The organism is Arthrobacter sp. 01T428, assembly GCF_056398685.1.
In genome coordinates, this window is sequence record NZ_JBFTPW010000009.1 from 1 (window position 1) to 18,274 (window position 18,274).

Below are 18,274 nucleotides of genomic sequence, written 5' to 3' on the forward strand. Positions count from 1 at the left end.
CAGGCCGTCCCAACCGCCCAAGACCGGCAATCGCTTCGACTCGACAGACCGCCCCGCCGGCACCCAAAAAATACGCCATCCTCGCACCACTCACACCCCTCTTGAACCGCATCAACACGCTTATTCAACAGGGAATTGCAGACCAGGCCCTCGATGGCCACGTTGCCCTCGTCGTCGTGCAGGGTCGCGATGAGTCGGGACAGAAGGGTCGGCGCATCCAGTACGGGACCACCGAACATGCCGGAGTGCACGGCGTGATCCAGCACCCGCACTTCGAAGGTGCCGTCCACCAAGCCGCGGAGACTCGTTGTCAGCGCGGGAACACCGACTTTCCAGTTGCTTGAATCCGCCACAACAATGACGTTCGCCTCGAGGAGCTCGCGGTGGGTTTCGAGGAAAGTGCGGAACGTCGGCGAGCCCGCTTCTTCTTCGCCCTCGAAGAACAAGGTGACCCCAAGGCCGAAATCGTCCCCCAGCACCTGGGTTACGGCGGCGTAAGACGCCAGGTGGGCCATGATTCCCGCTTTGTCGTCGGCTGCGCCACGGCCATAAAGGCGGCCATCGCGTTCCTCTGCGACGAAGGGCTCGCTGTCCCACAAGGTCACATCGCCCGGCGGCTGCACGTCGTGGTGCGCGTAAAGCAGGATCGTTGCTTTGCCCGGCGCGGCGACGCGGCGCGCAACTATGGCAGGTCCACCGGGATTCCCGTCGGCCTTGTCGCAGCGCAGGATCTGGACGTCCTGGAAGCCCGACTCGCGGACCAACGCAGCAACAGCCTCGGCACTCCGCTCCAGCTCCGCCGGGTCAAAGCTGGGCCAGGCGATCCCAGGGATAGCGACCAGGGCTTTCAAACGGGTCATGGTCTCGTCGAAGGAAGCATCGATCGAGGACTTGAGCGCATCAACATTGATTGTGCCGGAGCCGCTGGAAAAGGTCTGCGGGATCTCCGCATTCATTGAAGTCATGGCGAAAAGACTACCTCCGCGAGTGGTGCCGGGGAACCGGACCGGGCGGCGTGGCGGGCCCTTTCGGGGGGCGGCACGTCACGGCGACTTTGGCGCGGTTCCTGCGGGGTATTCTGTAGTGGTGTTTGGACGTAAAAAGGATGAGCCGAGCGCTCAAGACCAAGTAGACCAGCTTGCCGCCGACGCTGCCGTGAAAGGCGTTGGCAAGGGCGCTCCCACGCCCAAGCGCAAGGAACAGGAAGCGGCCCGTAAGCGCCCCCTCGTCCCGACGGACCGCAAGGCTTCGAAGGAAGCCGAGCGCATTGCCGTGCAGGATCAGCGCCAGAAAATGCGCCAGGCCCTGGACACCGGGGACGAAAAGTACCTGCCGCTGCGGGACAAGGGACCCCAGAAGCGTTTTGCGCGCGACTATGTCGACGCCCGTTTCAGCCTGGGTGAGTACCTGATGTTCGGTGCGCTGCTTTTCGTGGTCGTCTCCTTCATCATTCCTTCAGGAAGCGACGCCCTGAGCTATATCCTGATCGGCTTCTGGGTCATGTTCCTCGCGGTCTTCGCGGATGTCTTCATCCTTTCCCGCAAGTTGCGCAAGGGCTTGACGCAGAAGTTCGGCGACGTCGAGCGGGGCACCGTCTGGTACGGCAGCATGCGTTCCCTGCAATTCCGTCGCTTGCGCCTGCCGAAGCCGCAGGTACAGCGAGGCCAGTACCCCGCTTAAGGCCCCCGATCCCCGAGGACAAGCGTCCGACGAAGCAGAAGGACCCTGGAACAGCTGTTCCAGGGTCCTTCTGCTTGACCCTGCCTGGCGGCGACGCTTAACTGCGCCGTTTGGCCAAGGCCCTGTTGATACCGGCGGCCCAGAATGGACCTTCGTAAAGGAATGCCGTGTAACCCTGCACGAGGGTTGCTCCGGCGTCAAGCCGCTCCTGGACGTCGGCCGCGGACTGCACTCCGCCGACCGCGATGAGCACGAGGCCCTCCCCCACCGCGGCCTTCAGCCGGCGCAGAACCTCAAGCGAACGCGCCTTGAGCGGTGCGCCGGAGAGTCCGCCGGCACCGCACGCATCCACTTTGCCCGGGTCGGTTACCAGGCCTTCCCGGCCGATGGTGGTGTTTGTGGCAATGATCCCGTCGAGCTTGAGGTCCAAGGCGAGGCGGGCGACGTCGTCAATGTCTTCGTCACTCAGGTCCGGTGCGATCTTGACGAGCAGCGGCACGTGGCGGCCGGCGGATTCGTCTGCGGCGTCGCCGACGGCGCGAAGGAGCGGGCGAAGCGTTTCGACGTTCTGGAGCAGGCGCAGGCCCGGAGTGTTGGGCGAGCTGACATTGACTACGAGGTAGTCGGCGGCGGGTGCCAGGCTGCGGGCACTGACCAGATAGTCCTCGACTGCGTCGTCGAGCTCGACAACCTTGGTCTTGCCGATATTGACTCCGATCACGGGCCGAACCCCTGAATGCGTCCGCTGCAATGCCGCCCGAGCGGCCTTGAGCCGCGGGGCCACGGCCGCCGCGCCGTCGTTGTTGAAGCCCATGCGGTTGATGACGGCCTTGTCCTCGATCAAACGGAAAAGCCGTGGCTTCTCATTGCCGGGCTGCGCCTGGCCGGTGATTGTTCCCACTTCGACGTGGCCGAACCCCAGTTCAGCGAGGGCCTCGATTCCGTGGCCTTCTTTGTCGAAGCCGGCCGCAAGGCCAAAGGGCGACGGGAACGTCAGCCCGAAAGCCTCCGTGCGCAATGAGGGGTGCGGGGCCGTCATTTTGGCCAAAACGCGTCCTGCGCCTGAGCGGTGTGCGAAGCGGATCGCCTGGAAGCCGATCTTGTGGGCTCTTTCGGCATCCATCCAGGAGAAGGCCAGCTTGAAGAATGTGGGGTAAACGCGCATGCTCCTAGTTTTCCGGTTTACGGGTCGCGCACCAAACCAAGCGGGTTACCGGGCGGTAGCATGTACGAATGCCGAGCAATCCACGTGATGGAGTTCACTCCCAGGCAATCATCGAAGCCGATGTCATCGTTATTGGCGCAGGATTGTCGGGACTGGTCGCCGCTGCCCAAGCCTACGCCGACGGCAAACGGGTTGCCGTCCTGGACCAGGAACCGTCCGCGTCCGTCGGCGGCCAGGCTCACTGGTCCTTCGGTGGCTTGTTCCTGGTCAACTCTCCCGAGCAGCGGAGGCTGGGCGTCAAGGACAGTGCCGAACTCGCCTTGGGCGACTGGCTGGCGTCCGCGGCCTTTGACCGGCCGGAGGACTCGTGGGCCAGGTTGTGGGCGGAGGCCTACGTGGATTTTGCCGCCGGCGAGAAACGCCGCTGGCTGAGATCGCTCGGCGTGCGGCTCTTTCCGTTGGTGCAGTGGGCTGAGCGCGGCGGCTACGGTCCCCAAGGCCACGGCAACACGGTCCCGCGGTTCCACGTCACCTGGGGCACGGGACCCGGCGTCGTGCAGCCTTTCCTGGCAAAAGTGAACGAAGGCGTGGCCCGCGGAAGGATATCCCTCCACTTCCGGCATCGCGCCACGGAAATGACGACGACGGCGGGCGGCGTCACCGGGGTCGGCGGCGAGATCCTTGGGGCGTCCGGCGCCGGACGCGGCGAAGCATCGTCCCGGACCGTCGTCGGGCGCTTTGAGGCGACCGCCGGAGCCATCATCGTGACGACCGGCGGCATCGGCGGGAACCACACTTTAGTGCGGAGGCAATGGCCCGACGGCGGTGCGCCGGAACATATGCTGAGCGGTGTACCCGCCTCCGTTGACGGCGCGTTTCTGGCCGCCGCCGCAGCCGCAGGCGGCAGGCTCATCAATGGCGACCGCATGTGGCACTACCCCGAAGGTATCCACAACCACTCCCCAGTGTGGCCTTCGCACGGTATCCGCATACTCCCCGGTCCGTCGGCGCTGTGGATTGACGCGAGGGGCCGGCAGTTGCCCGCCCCGCTGTTTCCAGGCTTCGATTCTCTGGGCGCCCTCCGGCACATCCTTGCGGGCGGACACGGACATTCATGGTTCGTGTGCAACCGCACCGTCGCGCTGAAGGAGTTCGCCCTGTCAGGTTCCGAACAGAACCCGGACCTGACTGACAAGGACATCAGGCTCCTTGTTTCCAGGCTCAACCCAGGCAGCGATTCACCATTGCGCCTCTTCCTGGACCGTGGCGTGGACTTCCTGCACGCCGCGACGGCCACCGAGCTCGCCGCGAAAATGAACGCGCTCACGGGTTCAGCGCTGATAGATCCCGCCCAGCTCGATTCAGTCATCCACGATCGGGACGTGCAAGTGGCAAGCGGACTGGGCAAGGACCCGCAGCTCGCTGCGATCCGCGCGGCGCGGCGTTTCGCCACCGACAAGATCATGCGAGTGGCGCCTCCGCACCGGCTCACCGACCCGGAGCACGGCCCGCTCCTGGCTGTCCGGCTCTCCGTCCTGACCCGTAAGAGCCTCGGCGGACTTCAAACGGACCTCCGTTCGCGCGTGCTTGACGATTCCGGAGTTCCTGTCCCCGGCATGTATGCGGCGGGTGAGGCCGCCGGTTTCGGCGGAGGAGGAATCCATGGCTACCGGGCATTGGAAGGGACGTTCCTTGGCGGCTGCCTGTTCTCCGGACGTGCAGCCGGGCGCGATGCCGCGGCGAGTGTCTAAGCTGTTCCCATGGAGTGGCAGACCGATATCCTCGGTGCGGACTTCGAGAGTTGCGCCTTCGAGGCGGCCGGACCTGATGGCGTCGTCCGGCGCGCAACGCTGGTCCGGCATGTCCCGCGCCAGGGCGCGGACAGCCCGGGTGGCTTTCCCCCGTCCGCCAACCGTTCGGTCCTGTTCCTGCACGGATGGAGCGACTACTTTTTCAACGTCGCCTTGGCGGAGTTCTGGACGGGACAAGGCTTCCATTTCTACGCGTTGGACATGCACAACCATGGCCGCAGCCTGCAAGCGGACAGGCCTGGCGGTTACGTTGAGCACCTGAACGATTACGACGCCGAAATCAGCAAAGCCATCGATATGATCCGCTCTTCGGATGGGCATGGGCAGGAGCCCGGCTCGTTGACCCTGATGGGGCATTCCACCGGAGGCCTCGTGGCCGCTTTGTGGGTCAGCAGCCACCCCGGCTCCGTCCAGTACCTCGTCCTCAATAGCCCGTGGCTTGAAATGCACGGAAGTTCCGTGGTTCGCCGCGCCGCCCAGACCATGGTGAAGCCGCTGGCACGCTTCCGGCCCACGACCATCCTGCGCTTGCCCGAACGCGGCTTCTATTACCGCAGCATCAGCAGCTCGGCCGAAGGCGAGTGGCTCCTCGACGATAAATACCGCCCGCCTTTGGCTTTCCCCATGCGCGCCGGTTGGCTCAGCGCGGTCCTCAGCGGCCACACGAGGGTAGCCCGGGGGCTGAGAATAGACATCCCGATCCTGGTCTTGATTTCCGGAGCGAGCGCCAACGGCATGGTCTGGCAGGAGTCCATGCGGCATTCGGACGCCGTGCTGGACGTCAACACCATGGCCGTCCGAGCCATGACCCTTGGCCGGACCGTCACCCTGGAACGGGTGGACGGCGGCCTCCATGATGTCTTCCTGTCGGCCGGCCCGGTGCGCGCCGATGCCTACGACAGGCTAGCGCGTTGGATTCACGGGTACATCACCAACGAGCCGCGGACGGAACCTCCGGCAGGCTACGAACTTGGACAAGCGGGGGAAACGCCATGACCACTGAACTGGGGGTGCCGGTCTGGCAACATGACTTCCTGGGCGGTGGTTTCGAGGCCTTGGAGCTGGAACTTCCACCGGACGAGGAGGGTCCGGTCTGCGCCACCCTCGTCCGGCACGTCCGCCCGCTCGCCACGCAGACGGCGCCGCACGGACTCTTGGATGCCTTGACGGCATTCACTCGACGACGGCGCCGGCGCGACGTGCCCGTCACCCACGGGCCGCCGAGGGTGGTGCTGTACCTCCACGGCTGGGCAGACTACTTCATGCAGACAGAACTGGCCGAGTTCCTCGGCGCCTCGGGTTTCCATTTCTATGCCCTTGACCTGCGCAAGTTCGGGCGGAGCCTGCGGCCGGGCCAGACTCCCGGCTACACCACCGATCTCTCGGTCTATGACGAAGACCTTGACGCCGCCCTTCGTGCCATCCAGCAGGATGTTGCCGAACTGACGGGTAGCGCGGAGGTACCCACCGTCCACCTCCTGGCCCACTCTCTGGGCGGACTGATCGCGGCGCTGTGGGCTGACCGGAATCCTGGCCGTATTGCCACCCTGACGTTGAATTCGCCGTGGCTGGAACTCCAGGGCAGCAGCCTGATCCGCAGCATGGCGATGCGTCTGGTGGAACCGTTTGCGCGTACCGATCCCAAACGGCCCTTCCGTTTCCCTGAGATGCCGGCCTACTGGGAAAGCGTCAGCAATCTGGCCCACGGCGAATGGACCCTGGATCCGGAATGGAGGCCCCGGGCTTCCTTCCCGATCCGTGCAGGGTGGACAAAGGCAGTCCTGGCCGGGCACGCCGCCGTCGAACGCAAACTCAATATCGACGCTCCGGTGCTCGTGCTGCTTTCCGGCCGGACTCGGATCCAGGCCGAGTGGACCGCGGAGCTCATGCGCGTCGACGCCGTGATCGACGTCGAGCAGACTGCCCGCCGGGCGCTGGGCCTCGGGCGCCGGACGGCGGTTTTCCGCTATCCAGGTGCCCTTCACGATGTATTCCTGTCACGGCGTACCGTCCGGCAGCAGGCCTACCGGGACGTGGCCATCTGGTTGGCATCCTATCCGGACTGAACGGTTTACGGCGCGCTCGCGCTGAGTCGGTGCCGCGTTCAGCGGGGTGCCGCAGCGTCGACCGCGCCTCCGTAGCGGCGGTCCCTTTTGGCATAGATCTCGACGGCGTCCCACAAAGTCCTGCGGTCGACGTCGGGCCACAGGGTGTCCATGAAGACGAATTCCGCATAGGCGGATTGCCACAAGAGGAAGTTCGAGAGGCGCTGCTCGCCGGAGCTTCGCAGGAACAGGTCCACATCCGGAAGATCCGGCTCATCGAGGTACTTCTGGATGGTCTTCTCGGTGACGGAGCCGGGCTTGAGGCGGCCATCAGCGACATCCTGGGCAATCGCGGCTACGGCGTCGGCGATTTCAGCGCGGCCGCCGTAGTTCACACACATGGTCAGGGTGCACGTGTCGTTGCCGCGCGTGTACTCCTCGGCTTCTTCCAGCTCCTTGATGACCGAGCCCCAGAGCCTGGGCCGCCGTCCCGCCCAGCGGATCCGCACGCCCCATTCATCAAGCTGATTGCGCTGCCGACGTAGCACATCCTTGTTAAATCCCATGAGGAAGCGCACTTCTTCAGGAGAACGGCGCCAGTTTTCGGTGGAGAAAGCGTAGACGCTGACGTACTTGATGCCCAGTTCGATCGCGCCCGCCATCACATCCAGCAGGGCCGGCTCCCCGGCTTTGTGACCCTCAATGCGCGGGAGTCCACGTTGGTTCGCCCAGCGGCCGTTGCCGTCCATGACAATGGCCACGTGCCGCGGTATCAGTTCTGCAGGTATGGCCGGCGGCCTGGCGCCCGAAGGGTGGTGGTAGGGGGCCCTCACCGGGGTGGTCCGCGCCGTTGCCGTCTTCTTTTTTCCCAGTGCCACTTTCAGCTTCGCTCCACATGTTTGAGGGACTTCAATGCTCGTTCAAGGTGCCATTGGAGGTAACTCGCCACCAATCCGGCGGCCTCGCGGCGATGCAAGGATTCGGACACATCCGCCGTAGCCCAGTCCCCCGTCAGCAGCGCACCCAGCAAGACGACGGTCTCGGGAGCGGGTGCCGGCGAGCCTGGCGGCCGGCAATCGTTGCAGATCATTCCGCCCAAGGGAGCGGAGAAGGCTGTGTGCGGACCCCTCGCCCCGCAGCGGGCGCAATCCGTGAAACTGGGCGCCCAGCCGCCGGTCGCCAAAGCGCGGAGCAAGTAGGAGTCCAGAATGAGCTCCGGCGGGTGGTCGGAACGGCTCAACGCGGCAAGTGCCCCGACAAGCAGGTTGTACTGGGCGGTTCCCGAATCGGCGTCGGCGTCGGTCAGCTTTTCTGCCGTTTCCGTCATGGCGGCGGCAACGGTGTACCGGGAGTAGTCGGCAGCGATCGAGCTCCCATAGGCGCCCTTCGCGACAGCCTGGGTGACGATGTCAAGAGTGCGGCCGGAAACGAGTTGCAGGTCGGCAACCATGAACGGCTCCAGCCGGGCACCGAACCGACTGCTGGTCCGCCGTACGCCCTTGGCAACTGCCCTTACTTGTCCGTGGTGCTTTGTCAGCAAAGTGATGATGCGGTCCGCTTCGCCCAACTTGTGGGTGCGCAGCACTACGGCATCGTCCCGATAGGACCGCGCTGCAAACGACGAAGGATTGGCCACAGTTAATCTTCGCACCACACCGGACCTTCTCGGGGCCGGCGAAGCCGTGCGGCGCCGTGTTGACGACGCCGCACGGCAAATGGCTATGCCCGGACGGACCTGATGGCCCGGTTGACGGCAGAGATGACTGCCTTGAGTGCCGCGGTGCTCGTGTTGGGATCGATACCGACTCCCCAGAGGACCCGCTCGCCCACGGCGCATTCAACGTATGCTGCGGCAGTGGCGCTGCCACCTTCGGAAAGGGCATGTTCGGAGTAGTCCAGGACGCGGACGTCCACGCCGTCTTGACGCAGGATGTCCAGCATGGCCGCGATCGGGCCGTTGCCCGTGCCGGTCCGCTGGACCATCGTGCCGTCAATGCGCAGGGCCGCATGCAGGGTCAATTCGCCGGACTCATCGGTCTCGGTGCGGATGGAACCCAGCGAGTAGCGTCCCCACTGGCCATCGGCCGTGCTGGCCGGCAGGTACTCGTCCTGGAACATGGCCCACAACTGGGCACCGCTGACCTCGCCGCCCACAGTGTCGGTGCGGTGCTGGATGACGCCGGAGAATTCGATTTGTGCGCGACGCGGCAGGTCGAGGCTGTGCTCGTTCTTGAGCAGGTACGCCACCCCGCCCTTGCCGGACTGCGAGTTGACGCGGATGACGGCCTCGTAGCTACGGCCCAGGTCCTTGGGATCGATCGGCAGGTACGGAACCTGCCAGGTGAAGTCATCCACGGCCTTGCCAGCGGCGGCGGCGTCCTTCTCGAGGGCTTCGAAGCCCTTCTTGATGGCGTCCTGGTGCGAACCGGAGAATGCCGTGAACACCAGGTCGCCACCGTACGGGGAACGCTCGGGAACGGGCAACTGGTTGCAGTACTCGACCGTCCGGCGGACTTCGTCAATGTCCGAGAAATCGATCATCGGATCCACGCCTTGGACGAACATGTTCAGGCCTAGGGTGACCAGGTCCACGTTGCCGGTACGCTCGCCGTTGCCGAACAAGCAGCCTTCGATGCGGTCGGCGCCGGCCAGGTAGCCCAACTCAGCGGCGGCAACACCCGTGCCGCGATCGTTGTGCGGGTGGAGGGAGATGATGATGCCTTCACGCGGGTGCAGATTCCGGTGCATCCATTCGATGGAGTCGGCGTAGACATTGGGCGTGGCCATTTCCACGGTGGCGGGCAGGTTGATGATGACCTGCTTGTCCGCGGACGCTTCGAAAACGTCGGCGATCGCGTTGCAAACACGTGCTGCGTACTCGAGCTCGGTTCCGGTGAAGGACTCCGGCGAGTACTCGTACGTGATGTGTGTGTCCGTGAGGGTTTCCTCGTATTTCTTGCACAAGCGGGCACCCTGGAGGGCGATGTCCAGGATCCCGTCCTCGTCCTGGTTGAACACGACGCGCCGTTGCAGGACCGACGTGGAGTTGTACAGGTGGACGATGGCCTGCTTGGCGCCGACGAGGGATTCGTAGGTGCGTTCGATCAGGTGCTCGCGCGCCTGGGTCAGGACCTGGATGGAAACGTCATCCGGGATGTGGCCGCCTTCGATGAGCTGCCGCACGAAGTCGAAGTCTGTCTGCGAAGCGGACGGGAAGCCGACTTCGATTTCCTTGTAGCCCATCTTGACCAGCAGTTGGAACATTTTCAGCTTGCGGGCCGGGCTCATGGGGTCGATCAGTGCCTGGTTGCCGTCACGGAGGTCCACTGCGCACCAGCGGGGAGCCTTGGTGATGACCTTGTCCGGCCAGGTGCGGTCCGGCAGCTCGACATTGATCTGTTCCTGGAAAGGCAGGTACCGATGAATGGGCATTCCGGAGGGCTTTTGTGCGTTGCGCATGACTTGGGGCCTTTTCTCTTAATCTTTGATGGAAGATTGGCCGGGCATAGCTAACTCCGCAGCGAGGGTTGGCCTAGCGAATGATCGCCTACGAGGCCCCGCCGCGGCAGCTAAGGAGAAGCATTCCTGCACGCACCATTTCACAGTAACACGGGTGCGTATGATGACAATGCAATACCAGAAGCAACGTCCACTATGCAGACGCGTGAACGGTAGTGAGCCGGTTCCGCTCGTCGTCCGAAGGAGTTCTTGTGCCACAGTCGGGGATCACACTGTCCAACATCGATGAAAGCGTCAGGCCGCAGGACGACCTTTACCAGCACGTCAACGGGGCGTGGCTGAAGTCGACGGTCATCCCGGACGACCGACCGCTCGAGGGAACCTTCACCGCGCTCCGCGACGGCGCGGAACTAGCAGTCAAAGCGATCATCGAGGAAGCTGCAGCAAAGGGCGAAGACGCCAGCGGCATCGAGCGCAAAGTAGGCGGGCTCTACAACAGCTTCATGGATGAGGAAGCCACCGAGGCCAAGGGCATGGAGCCTATCCGCGCCCGGCTCGCGGAGGTCTGTGCCACGGCGTCGCCGGCCGAAGTGGTGGCCCTGACGGGGCGCCTGTTCCGCTCGGATGTTTCCGGCCTCTTCTCGATCTATCCCGCTCCCGACGCCGGGAACCCGGACCGGATCCTGTTGTACATCGGCCAGGGCGGCCTGGGCCTTCCCGACGAATCGTATTACCGGGACGAGAAGTTCGAAGGCATCGTCAGCGCCTATGCGAAATACGTCGCCAAACTCTTCGGCCTGGCGGGCATTCCCGACGCCGACACTGCCGCGGCGCGCGTCGTCGCCCTTGAGAAGGCCCTTGCTTCGCACCACTGGGACAACGTCACCCTGCGCGATCCGCAGAAGACCTACAACCTCAAGACCGCGGAAGAGGGCCGCGAACTGTTTCCACACCTTGACGCATGGTTCGATTCGGCCCGCATTGAAGCGGACAAGTACACCGAGCTGGTGGTCAGCACCCCGGACTTCTTCACCGGTGCGTCCGCCCTTGTCGAGTCCGAGTCCCTTGCCACGTGGCAGGAGTGGCTGGCCCTGCGCGTGCTCAATGCCGCCGCCCCTTATCTTTCGTCGGCGTTCGTGGACGCAAACTTCGATTTCTACGGCACCACCCTGAGCGGCACTCCACAGAACAAGGACCGGTGGAAGCGGGGCGTCGCCGTCGTCGAAGCCGCCCTTGGGGAGGCGGTAGGCCAGATCTACGTGGAACGCCACTTCCCCGAAGGCTACAAGGCCAGGATGCAGACGCTGGTTGCCAAGCTGATCGAGGCCTACCGCGAGAGCATCACGGCCCTCGACTGGATGGGCGAAGACACCAAGGCGGAAGCGCTGAAAAAACTTGAGGCCTTCCGGCCCAAGATCGGTTTTCCGGACAAGTGGATCGACTATTCCGCCGTCGAGATTGACCCGAGCGACCTTTTGGGCAACGTCGAGCGGGCACACAACGCCGACGTCGACCGTCACCTCGATGAGGTCGGCAAGCCGGTCGATCTCGACAAGTGGCTCATGACCCCGCAGACCGTCAACGCGTACTACCACCCGATGCTGAATGAGATTGTCTTCCCCGCCGCGATCCTGCAGCCACCCTTCTTCACGGCGGAAGCTGACGACGCGGTCAACTATGGAGGCATCGGCGCCATCATCGGTCACGAAATCGGCCACGGCTTCGACGACCAGGGCTCCCAGTTCGATGGAAGCGGAGCGCTGCGGAATTGGTGGAGCGAGGAGGACCGAAAGGCCTTCGAAGGACTGGCGGCAAAGCTCGTAGCCCAATTCGACGCCCTTGCCCCCTACGCCGCCCCTGAGCACAAGGTCAACGGGAAGCTCACGCTCGGCGAAAACATCGGCGATCTCGGCGGCCTGACCATTGCCTACAAGGCCTACCTCTTGAGCCTTGACGGTGCTGAGCCGCCGGTCCTTGAAGGCCTCACCGGACAGCAGCGCTTCTTCATGTCCTGGGCTGCCGGCTGGCGCCAAGTCATCCGTCCCGAGGAGGCCATCCGGCGCGTCGCTACGGACCCGCACTCCCCCAACGAGTTCCGAACGAATGCCATCGCCAAGAACCTGGATTCGTTCCATGAGGCGTTCGCGGTGGAAGCCGGGGATGGAATGTGGCTGTCGCCTGAGGACCGCGTCAGCATCTGGTAGGCAGCAGCAGCTACCTCGCGACGAGTGCCGGGTTGACCGCCTGGCATTTCACGTCGCCTGCGGTCTGCTTGACGACGTCGGCCGGTACGGAGGCAACTCCGTACTTGGTTCCCGAATCGAAGTCACTGCCGATATAGACCTGGACTCCCACGATGCCGTTGGATGGTTCGACTTGCGAGGCCGGGATCCCCAGGAGATTCGCGACATCCGGCGCAACGTCGGCATAGCCTGCCCCGTAATACACAACGGTCTTGGGAACGGCAGCCGCGAGGAAGTGTGCGGCTTTCGTGAATCCGCCGCCAACCAGGGCGGCTGCGATCTCCTGGCCGCGGGATGCGATGCCTGTTCCGTCGGCAACGGTCACTGTCTGAAGGGCCTTGTCATAGGCGGGAACAGGCGGAGCGCTCGGCGCTGGCGCCGCGCTGCCGGACGGTGCCCCCGAGGCCGCAGGCGAGGGACTGGCCGAGGGAGCGGCCGTAGCCCCCGGGGTGGTCAGGTCGAGGTTCGCGCGCATGGCTGCGAACAGCTGGGTGGCCTGCGGTTGAACCAATTCGAGCCTGTTGGGATCGACGGCGGCGGGCTGGGTGGGAACCGACACGAACGCGACCTTGGACAAGTCAACGTCCTTGAGGCGGCTCCCGATGGTCAGGAGCGACTGGACGGACGCCAGGCCTTCGTCCACGGTCAGGTTCTTTGTCACGGCATCGGCAATGGACAGCAGGCTCTGCGGATTGCCCAGCGTGCCATCAGACTTGATCTTCCGGGTCAGCGAGGAGAGGAAACCCTGCTGCGCCTGGATACGGCCGAGGTCGCTTCCATCGCCAAAACCGTGGCGGGTACGGAGGAAGGCCAGGGCTTGTTCCCCTTGGACGCTCGATGTTCCCTTGGGGAGCCGGAGTCCGGAATCGGGGTCGTAGACGGCGTCGCTCACGCACACGTTGACTCCGCCTACGGCGTTGGACAGCTCCTTGACTGCGTTGAAGTCAGCCATCATGAAGTGGTCGATTTGCAGTCCCGTGAGCTTGTTGACTGTGTCCACGGCGCAACCGATCCCGGCTTCTGCCATGGCCGAGTTGATCATGACGTTCGAGTGGGGTTGATACACGGTATTGGTCTTGGGATCAGTGCATGACGGGACATTCACCAGGAGGTCACGGGGAAAGCTCGTGAGGCTCACTCTCTTGTTGTCCGCTGAAATGTCCAGCAGCATCATGACGTCTGACTGGCCGTAACCGGTGGAATCCTGCGTTGAACCGTATTGCGAGTTCTTGCCGTCCCTCGTGTCGGACCCGAGGATGAGGATCTGCAGGCGGTCCGTTGCATCGTTGGCCGCGGCTTCGGTTCTCGTGGCGCCCGCCGACAACGGTGCTTTGCTGATGTTCGATTGCAAGCGGATGACCCAGTAGGCGGCGAAAGCGATACCGGCAACCAACAGCACTGACACCGTCACGGCAGTGACCTTGAGCCAGAGCGGGAGGCCCTTCGGAGCATTCATGTGGCGGGGGGTGCCGGGAGCTTCCCCGTGGCGTGCAGCGCCGCGGGCACCAAGGGTGCCGGGCTCTTGTACGCGTGCATCGCGACGTCGCACGACTCGCTCAACCTTTCCTCGGAAAATGGGATTCGGACCATTTTACGGGCCCAAACTGGGAAATTCCCCAGCGGTTAGAACCCCAGCTTCACGAGTTGCTTCGGGTCGCGCTGCCAGTCCTTGGCCACTTTCACGTGCAGGTCGAGGTAGATCTTGGTTCCCAGGAGGGCCTCAATGCCCTTGCGGGCGTTCGTTCCGACTTCGCGCAGCCGGCTTCCGGCCTTGCCGATGATGATGGCCTTCTGGGACGGGCGCTCAACGTACAAATTGACCCGCACGTCGAGGAGCGGGTTGTCTTCGGAGCGGCCCTCGCGGGGCAGGATTTCCTCCACCACCACGGCCAGGGAGTGCGGAAGCTCGTCGCGGACGCCTTCCAGTGCTGCTTCCCGGATAAGTTCGGCGACCATGACGGCCTCCGGTTCATCGGTGAGTTCACCGTCCGGGTAGAGCGGCGGAGAAGGCGGCATGTGGCCGATGAGGACGTCGGCGACCGTATTGACCTGGAAACCGTCGGTCGCTGAAACCGGAACGATATCGGCCCAGCCTTGCTCGCCGAGGACTTCGCGGCCCAACGCGGCTACAGCCAGGAGTTGCTCGGTCAGGGCCTGGCGGTCAACAAGGTCGGTCTTGGTGACCAGGGCGATGATGGGCTTGCGTCCCACCGCGGCGAGCTGGGCTGCGATGTACTTGTCGCCCGGTCCGATCTTCTCGTTGGCGGGCAAGCAAAAGCCAATGGCGTCCACTTCGGAGAGGGTGTCCGCGACGAGATCGTTGAGCCTCTTGCCAAGGAGGGTGCGCGGGCGGTGGAGGCCCGGAGTGTCGACGAGGATCAGCTGCGCGTCGTCCCGATGGACAATGCCGCGGATCGTGTGCCTGGTGGTCTGCGGTTTTGCCGAGGTGATGGCCACCTTCTGGCCGACCAAAGCGTTGGTGAGGGTGGACTTGCCGGCGTTGGGACGCCCCACAAGAACCGAGAATCCTGCGTGGAAGCCGCCGAAGTCCTGATCGGCGTCGAACTTCTTATTGTGCTTGCTCACGTGGAACTCCCTGTTGCGTTGTGTCGGCCTCGTCGAGAAGGTCTTCAAGGTCAGTGTCTTCTTTTGGAATGGCTGCCGCAATGATATGGCTGACCCGGTTTCGCCGGCCTTCCAGCCTATCGGCTTTCAAGGAGATCCCATCCACGTGCACCGCGCTGCCGACGATGGGCACCTTGCCCAGGGTCTTGGCCAGGAGGCCGCCTACGGTGTCCACTTCGTCGTCGTCGAGGTCAATGTGGAAAAGTTCGCCGAGGTCGTCGATGCTCATCCGCGAACTGACGCGGTACGTGCCGTCACCAAGGTCAGTGACCTCGGCATCGTTCGAATCGTACTCATCGACGATCTCCCCGACGATTTCCTCAATCAGGTCCTCCAGCGTCACCAGTCCGGCCGTGCCGCCGTATTCGTCAATGACGACGGCGACGTGCGTGGACTCTTGCTGAAGCTCGCTCAGGAGGTCGCTGACAGGCTTCGATTCGGGAACGAAGCGTGCCTCGCGGGCTATGGCGTCAACGTCTTGGCGTACTGATGGTTGTTCGGGGCGGTGCAATGCGGCAGCGACGTCCTTCAAATAGAGAATGCCGCGGATCTGGTCCGCGTTCTCGCCGATGACGGGGATCCTTGAGTACCCGGAACGGAGGAACAAGGCCATGGCCTGCTCCAGGCTGGATCCGGACTCGATGCTCACAATGTCCGTTCGAGGAACCATCACCGAGCGCACCAAGGTGTCGCCGAAGTCGAAGACCGATTGGATCAGTTCGGCCTCGCTGTCCTCGATCATGTCGGATTCCGTGGCCCTGTCCACGAGTTCACGGAATTCTTCCTCGCTGAAGAATGCTTCGTCGCCGCTGGGCGCGCCGGGCGCTACCGTACTGCCGATCGCCACGAGCCAACCAGGGATGGGACCCAGGATCCAGCACAGGAACCTGATGAGTGGTGCCGAGTAGCGAACCACCCCGCCCGAGTGGGCGCGTCCGAGTTGACGGGGCGAGACGCCCACCAGAACGAATCCAATGACGGCCATGATGCCTGTAGCCGCCAATCCGGCAAGCCAAACGTTCTCTAGGAGGCTGTGCATGACGACGGCGACGGCCACTGCTGCCGCCATCTCGAACCAGACACGCCAGAACCGCAGTGCGCGAATGTGCGCAACGGGCTGGGCGAGGATACTGCGAAGCGAATTTCCCCTGCTCTTGACGATGGCTTGCTCCGCGTCGTGCCGCGGCAGGAAGGTGAAGGCAGCTTCAGCCGCGGTCAGCAGGGCGACGAAACTGAGGAATACCAACGCCATCCCGACCAGGATGAGCGAGGTCACAGCATGGTCTCCATGGGGGCGTCCTTGCCGAGGAACGCGGACAGCAGCTCACGCTGCAGGCCGAACATCTCTTCCTTTTCCTCCGGCTCCGCGTGGTCGAAACCGAGGAGGTGAAGGATTCCGTGCGTGCAGAGCAGGAGCATTTCATCCTGCGTTGAATGACCGGCGTTGCGCGCTTGAACCTCGGCTACCTGCGGGCAGATGGCGATGTCGCCCAGCATGCCCTGTGGAGCCGGCTTGCCGGGAGTACCTGGAGTCAGCTCATCCATCGGAACAGACAGGACGTCCGTGGCGCCGGGTTCGTCCATGAGCTCGATGTGGAGCTTTTCCATGGCGGGCTCATCCACCAGGAGGATGGAAAGTTCGGCCTGCGGGTGAATGTAGAGCCGCTCGAAGATGAAGCGCGAAAGCGTCACCAATTGTGCCTCGTCCACCTGGACGCCGGACTCGTTGTTGACCTCGATGCTCATCGGTGTTCTCCCCGTTTGTCATGGATGGGCGTGTGCTGGGCACGCACCCGGTGCTTTTCGTCCCACTTGCTGTAGGCGGACACAATGTCAGCGACGAGCCGGTGCCTGACGACGTCGGAAGCGTCCAGCATCGTGAAGTTCACGCCGTCGATCCCGCTGAGGATCTCCTGGACGATGCGCAGCCCGGAAGTGGCGCCGAAGGGCAAATCCACCTGGGTGATATCCCCCGTGACAACCATCTTGGATCCGAAGCCCAAACGGGTCAGGAACATCTTCATCTGTTCCGCCGTGGTGTTTTGCGCCTCATCGAGGATGATGAACGCGTCGTTGAGCGTGCGGCCGCGCATGTACGCAAGCGGTGCTACCTCAATGGTCCCGGCAGCCATGAGCCGCGGAATCGATTCCGGATCCATCATGTCGTGCAAAGCATCGTACAAAGGACGCAGGTAGGGGTCGATCTTGTCGCTCAACGTTCCCGGCAGGAACCCGAGGCGCTCACCTGCCTCGACGGCGGGCCTCGTGAGGATGATGCGGCTGACTTCCTTGAGCTGCAGTGCCTGGACGGCTTTGGCCATCGCCAGGTACGTCTTGCCGGTGCCCGCAGGGCCGATCCCGAAGATGACGGTGTTGTCGTCAATGGCATCGACATAGTTCTTCTGGTTGAGCGTCTTGGGCCGAATGGTGCGCCCGCGGCTCGAAAGGATGTTGTGGGTCAGGATTTCCACGGGGTTTTGCAGCGATTGGCTCCGCAACAAGGAAACAAGCTGCTGGAGCACGTCCGGGGTGATGACTGTCCCCTTGCCGACCAGGCCACGGACTTCCTCCAGAAGCCGCATGATCCTGGGAACGTCGCTTGACGGTCCGCTGAAGGAGAGCTCGTTGCCGCGCACGTGGAAGTCGACGCCGGGGAACTGGGCTTCGATGTAGCGCAAGGCCTCGTCATGGCTGCCAAGGGTCTGAACCATCTGATCCGAGTTGTCGAAGATGACAACTTCCGTCCGGGCGCCCGGGACAGAGTGGGGAAACTCGGCCGGACCTGTCTCAACGCTGCCGGCCTTGGGCCGCCCGTTCAATGATTCTGTCATAGTGCTGGCCTCGCGGCCTGTGCTCCTCCGGCTTGGTGATGTCCATCGATTTTCTCCGATGTCCGTCTGCTGGATGGGCGCAGGATCGTGGGCCTCGGATTGCTTTCAATCCTACGCCAGCCAGTCTCCGCGATGGGTCCGGACCGTGCCCGGCGGGGCTGCGGACGGCGGATTCGTGCCGCTTTGGTATCAACTCGGCATCGACCTCGTATCAATCGGATTGCAGTTGTCCGCCCGGGTATCGAAACGCCAGCCGGGGCCCCGGAGACTATGACAAGCTGATTCATGGGCAAAAATGCCCCTGTGCCCGGCCGCCGGGCGCATGACTCCCCCGCGCTACAGCGGCCGAACACGATCAGGAATCCAAAATCACCAGGCCAGCCGTCACCCCTCACGGCACACGCATCCGGAAACG

At 63.7% G+C, this 18,274-nt stretch carries 15 protein-coding genes; 5 read left to right on the forward strand and 10 right to left on the reverse strand.

Annotated elements, in window-relative coordinates; translation table 11 throughout:
- Positions 1–965, reverse strand: a 965-nt coding sequence (locus AC1DJB_RS12085) for a M20/M25/M40 family metallo-hydrolase (RefSeq protein WP_476910293.1), incomplete at its 3' end; no start/stop codon positions are given.
- 121 nt (positions 966–1,086) lie between these two features.
- On the opposite strand from AC1DJB_RS12085, the gene AC1DJB_RS12090 reads away from it, so the two are divergent.
- Entirely contained in the window at positions 1,087–1,680 is a 594-nt protein-coding gene (locus tag AC1DJB_RS12090) for a DUF3043 domain-containing protein (RefSeq protein WP_476910294.1), read from the forward strand.
- A gap of 97 nt (positions 1,681–1,777) precedes the next feature.
- On the opposite strand, the gene AC1DJB_RS12095 is transcribed toward AC1DJB_RS12090, so the two are convergent.
- Positions 1,778–2,845: a quinone-dependent dihydroorotate dehydrogenase gene (locus AC1DJB_RS12095; protein ID WP_441438139.1), complete on the reverse strand. Its 1,068-nt coding sequence runs from the start codon at positions 2,843–2,845 to the stop codon at positions 1,778–1,780.
- A gap of 68 nt (positions 2,846–2,913) precedes the next feature.
- Between AC1DJB_RS12095 and AC1DJB_RS12100 the strand changes: the two genes are divergently transcribed.
- From AC1DJB_RS12100 to AC1DJB_RS12110, 3 genes are read left to right on the forward strand one after another with little or no spacing between them, the layout of a single operon-like run.
- Positions 2,914–4,596 carry an FAD-binding dehydrogenase gene (locus AC1DJB_RS12100; RefSeq protein ID WP_441438138.1) on the forward strand — a complete coding sequence of 561 codons (1,683 nt, stop codon included), beginning with the start codon at positions 2,914–2,916 and terminating at the stop codon, positions 4,594–4,596.
- 9 nt (positions 4,597–4,605) lie between these two features.
- Positions 4,606–5,652, forward strand: a complete 1,047-nt coding sequence (locus tag AC1DJB_RS12105; protein WP_284989018.1) for an alpha/beta hydrolase — start codon at positions 4,606–4,608, stop codon at positions 5,650–5,652.
- A complete protein-coding gene (locus AC1DJB_RS12110) occupies positions 5,649–6,722 on the forward strand; it encodes an alpha/beta hydrolase (protein ID WP_307053460.1) in 1,074 nt (357 codons plus the stop codon). The genes AC1DJB_RS12105 and AC1DJB_RS12110 overlap by 4 nt, the downstream gene beginning before the upstream one ends.
- A gap of 38 nt (positions 6,723–6,760) precedes the next feature.
- Here AC1DJB_RS12110 and AC1DJB_RS12115 read toward each other — a convergent pair whose 3' ends face one another.
- The 3 genes from AC1DJB_RS12115 to leuA form a co-directional block, all read right to left on the reverse strand.
- Entirely contained in the window at positions 6,761–7,579 is an 819-nt protein-coding gene (locus AC1DJB_RS12115; protein WP_441438137.1) for an isoprenyl transferase, read from the reverse strand.
- A gap of 2 nt (positions 7,580–7,581) precedes the next feature.
- The gene (gene recO / locus AC1DJB_RS12120; protein WP_284989013.1) at positions 7,582–8,337 is read right to left on the reverse strand and encodes a DNA repair protein RecO; all 756 of its coding nucleotides are present in this window, start codon (positions 8,335–8,337) and stop codon (positions 7,582–7,584) included.
- 83 nt (positions 8,338–8,420) lie between these two features.
- Positions 8,421–10,160 carry a 2-isopropylmalate synthase gene (gene leuA / locus AC1DJB_RS12125; RefSeq protein ID WP_441438136.1) on the reverse strand — a complete coding sequence of 580 codons (1,740 nt, stop codon included), beginning with the start codon at positions 10,158–10,160 and terminating at the stop codon, positions 8,421–8,423.
- A 251-nt stretch (positions 10,161–10,411) separates the two neighbouring features.
- Here leuA and AC1DJB_RS12130 point away from each other — a divergent pair, with 251 nt between their 5' ends.
- Positions 10,412–12,364, forward strand: coding sequence for a M13 family metallopeptidase (locus AC1DJB_RS12130; protein WP_441438135.1), 1,953 nt, complete (start codon positions 10,412–10,414; stop codon positions 12,362–12,364).
- A gap of 10 nt (positions 12,365–12,374) precedes the next feature.
- Here the strand turns inward: AC1DJB_RS12130 and AC1DJB_RS12135 are convergent, their stop codons facing one another.
- The 5 genes from AC1DJB_RS12135 to AC1DJB_RS12155 form a co-directional block, all read right to left on the reverse strand.
- Complete coding sequence (locus AC1DJB_RS12135; RefSeq protein WP_307053462.1) at positions 12,375–13,952, reverse strand: LCP family protein; 1,578 nt, start codon at positions 13,950–13,952, stop codon at positions 12,375–12,377.
- A gap of 74 nt (positions 13,953–14,026) precedes the next feature.
- Positions 14,027–14,989 (reverse strand): GTPase Era, encoded by a 963-nt coding sequence (gene era, locus AC1DJB_RS12140; protein ID WP_059390009.1) that lies wholly within the window; start codon positions 14,987–14,989, stop codon positions 14,027–14,029.
- Positions 14,973–16,304 (reverse strand): hemolysin family protein, encoded by a 1,332-nt coding sequence (locus tag AC1DJB_RS12145; protein WP_284989006.1) that lies wholly within the window; start codon positions 16,302–16,304, stop codon positions 14,973–14,975. The genes era and AC1DJB_RS12145 overlap by 17 nt, the downstream gene beginning before the upstream one ends.
- The gene (gene ybeY, locus AC1DJB_RS12150; protein WP_059390010.1) at positions 16,301–16,774 is read right to left on the reverse strand and encodes an rRNA maturation RNase YbeY; all 474 of its coding nucleotides are present in this window, start codon (positions 16,772–16,774) and stop codon (positions 16,301–16,303) included. Before ybeY ends, AC1DJB_RS12145 begins: the two co-directional genes overlap by 4 nt.
- Positions 16,771–17,859, reverse strand: coding sequence for a PhoH family protein (locus AC1DJB_RS12155; protein WP_059390011.1), 1,089 nt, complete (start codon positions 17,857–17,859; stop codon positions 16,771–16,773). Before AC1DJB_RS12155 ends, ybeY begins: the two co-directional genes overlap by 4 nt.
- Positions 17,860–18,274 lie beyond the last annotated feature (415 nt).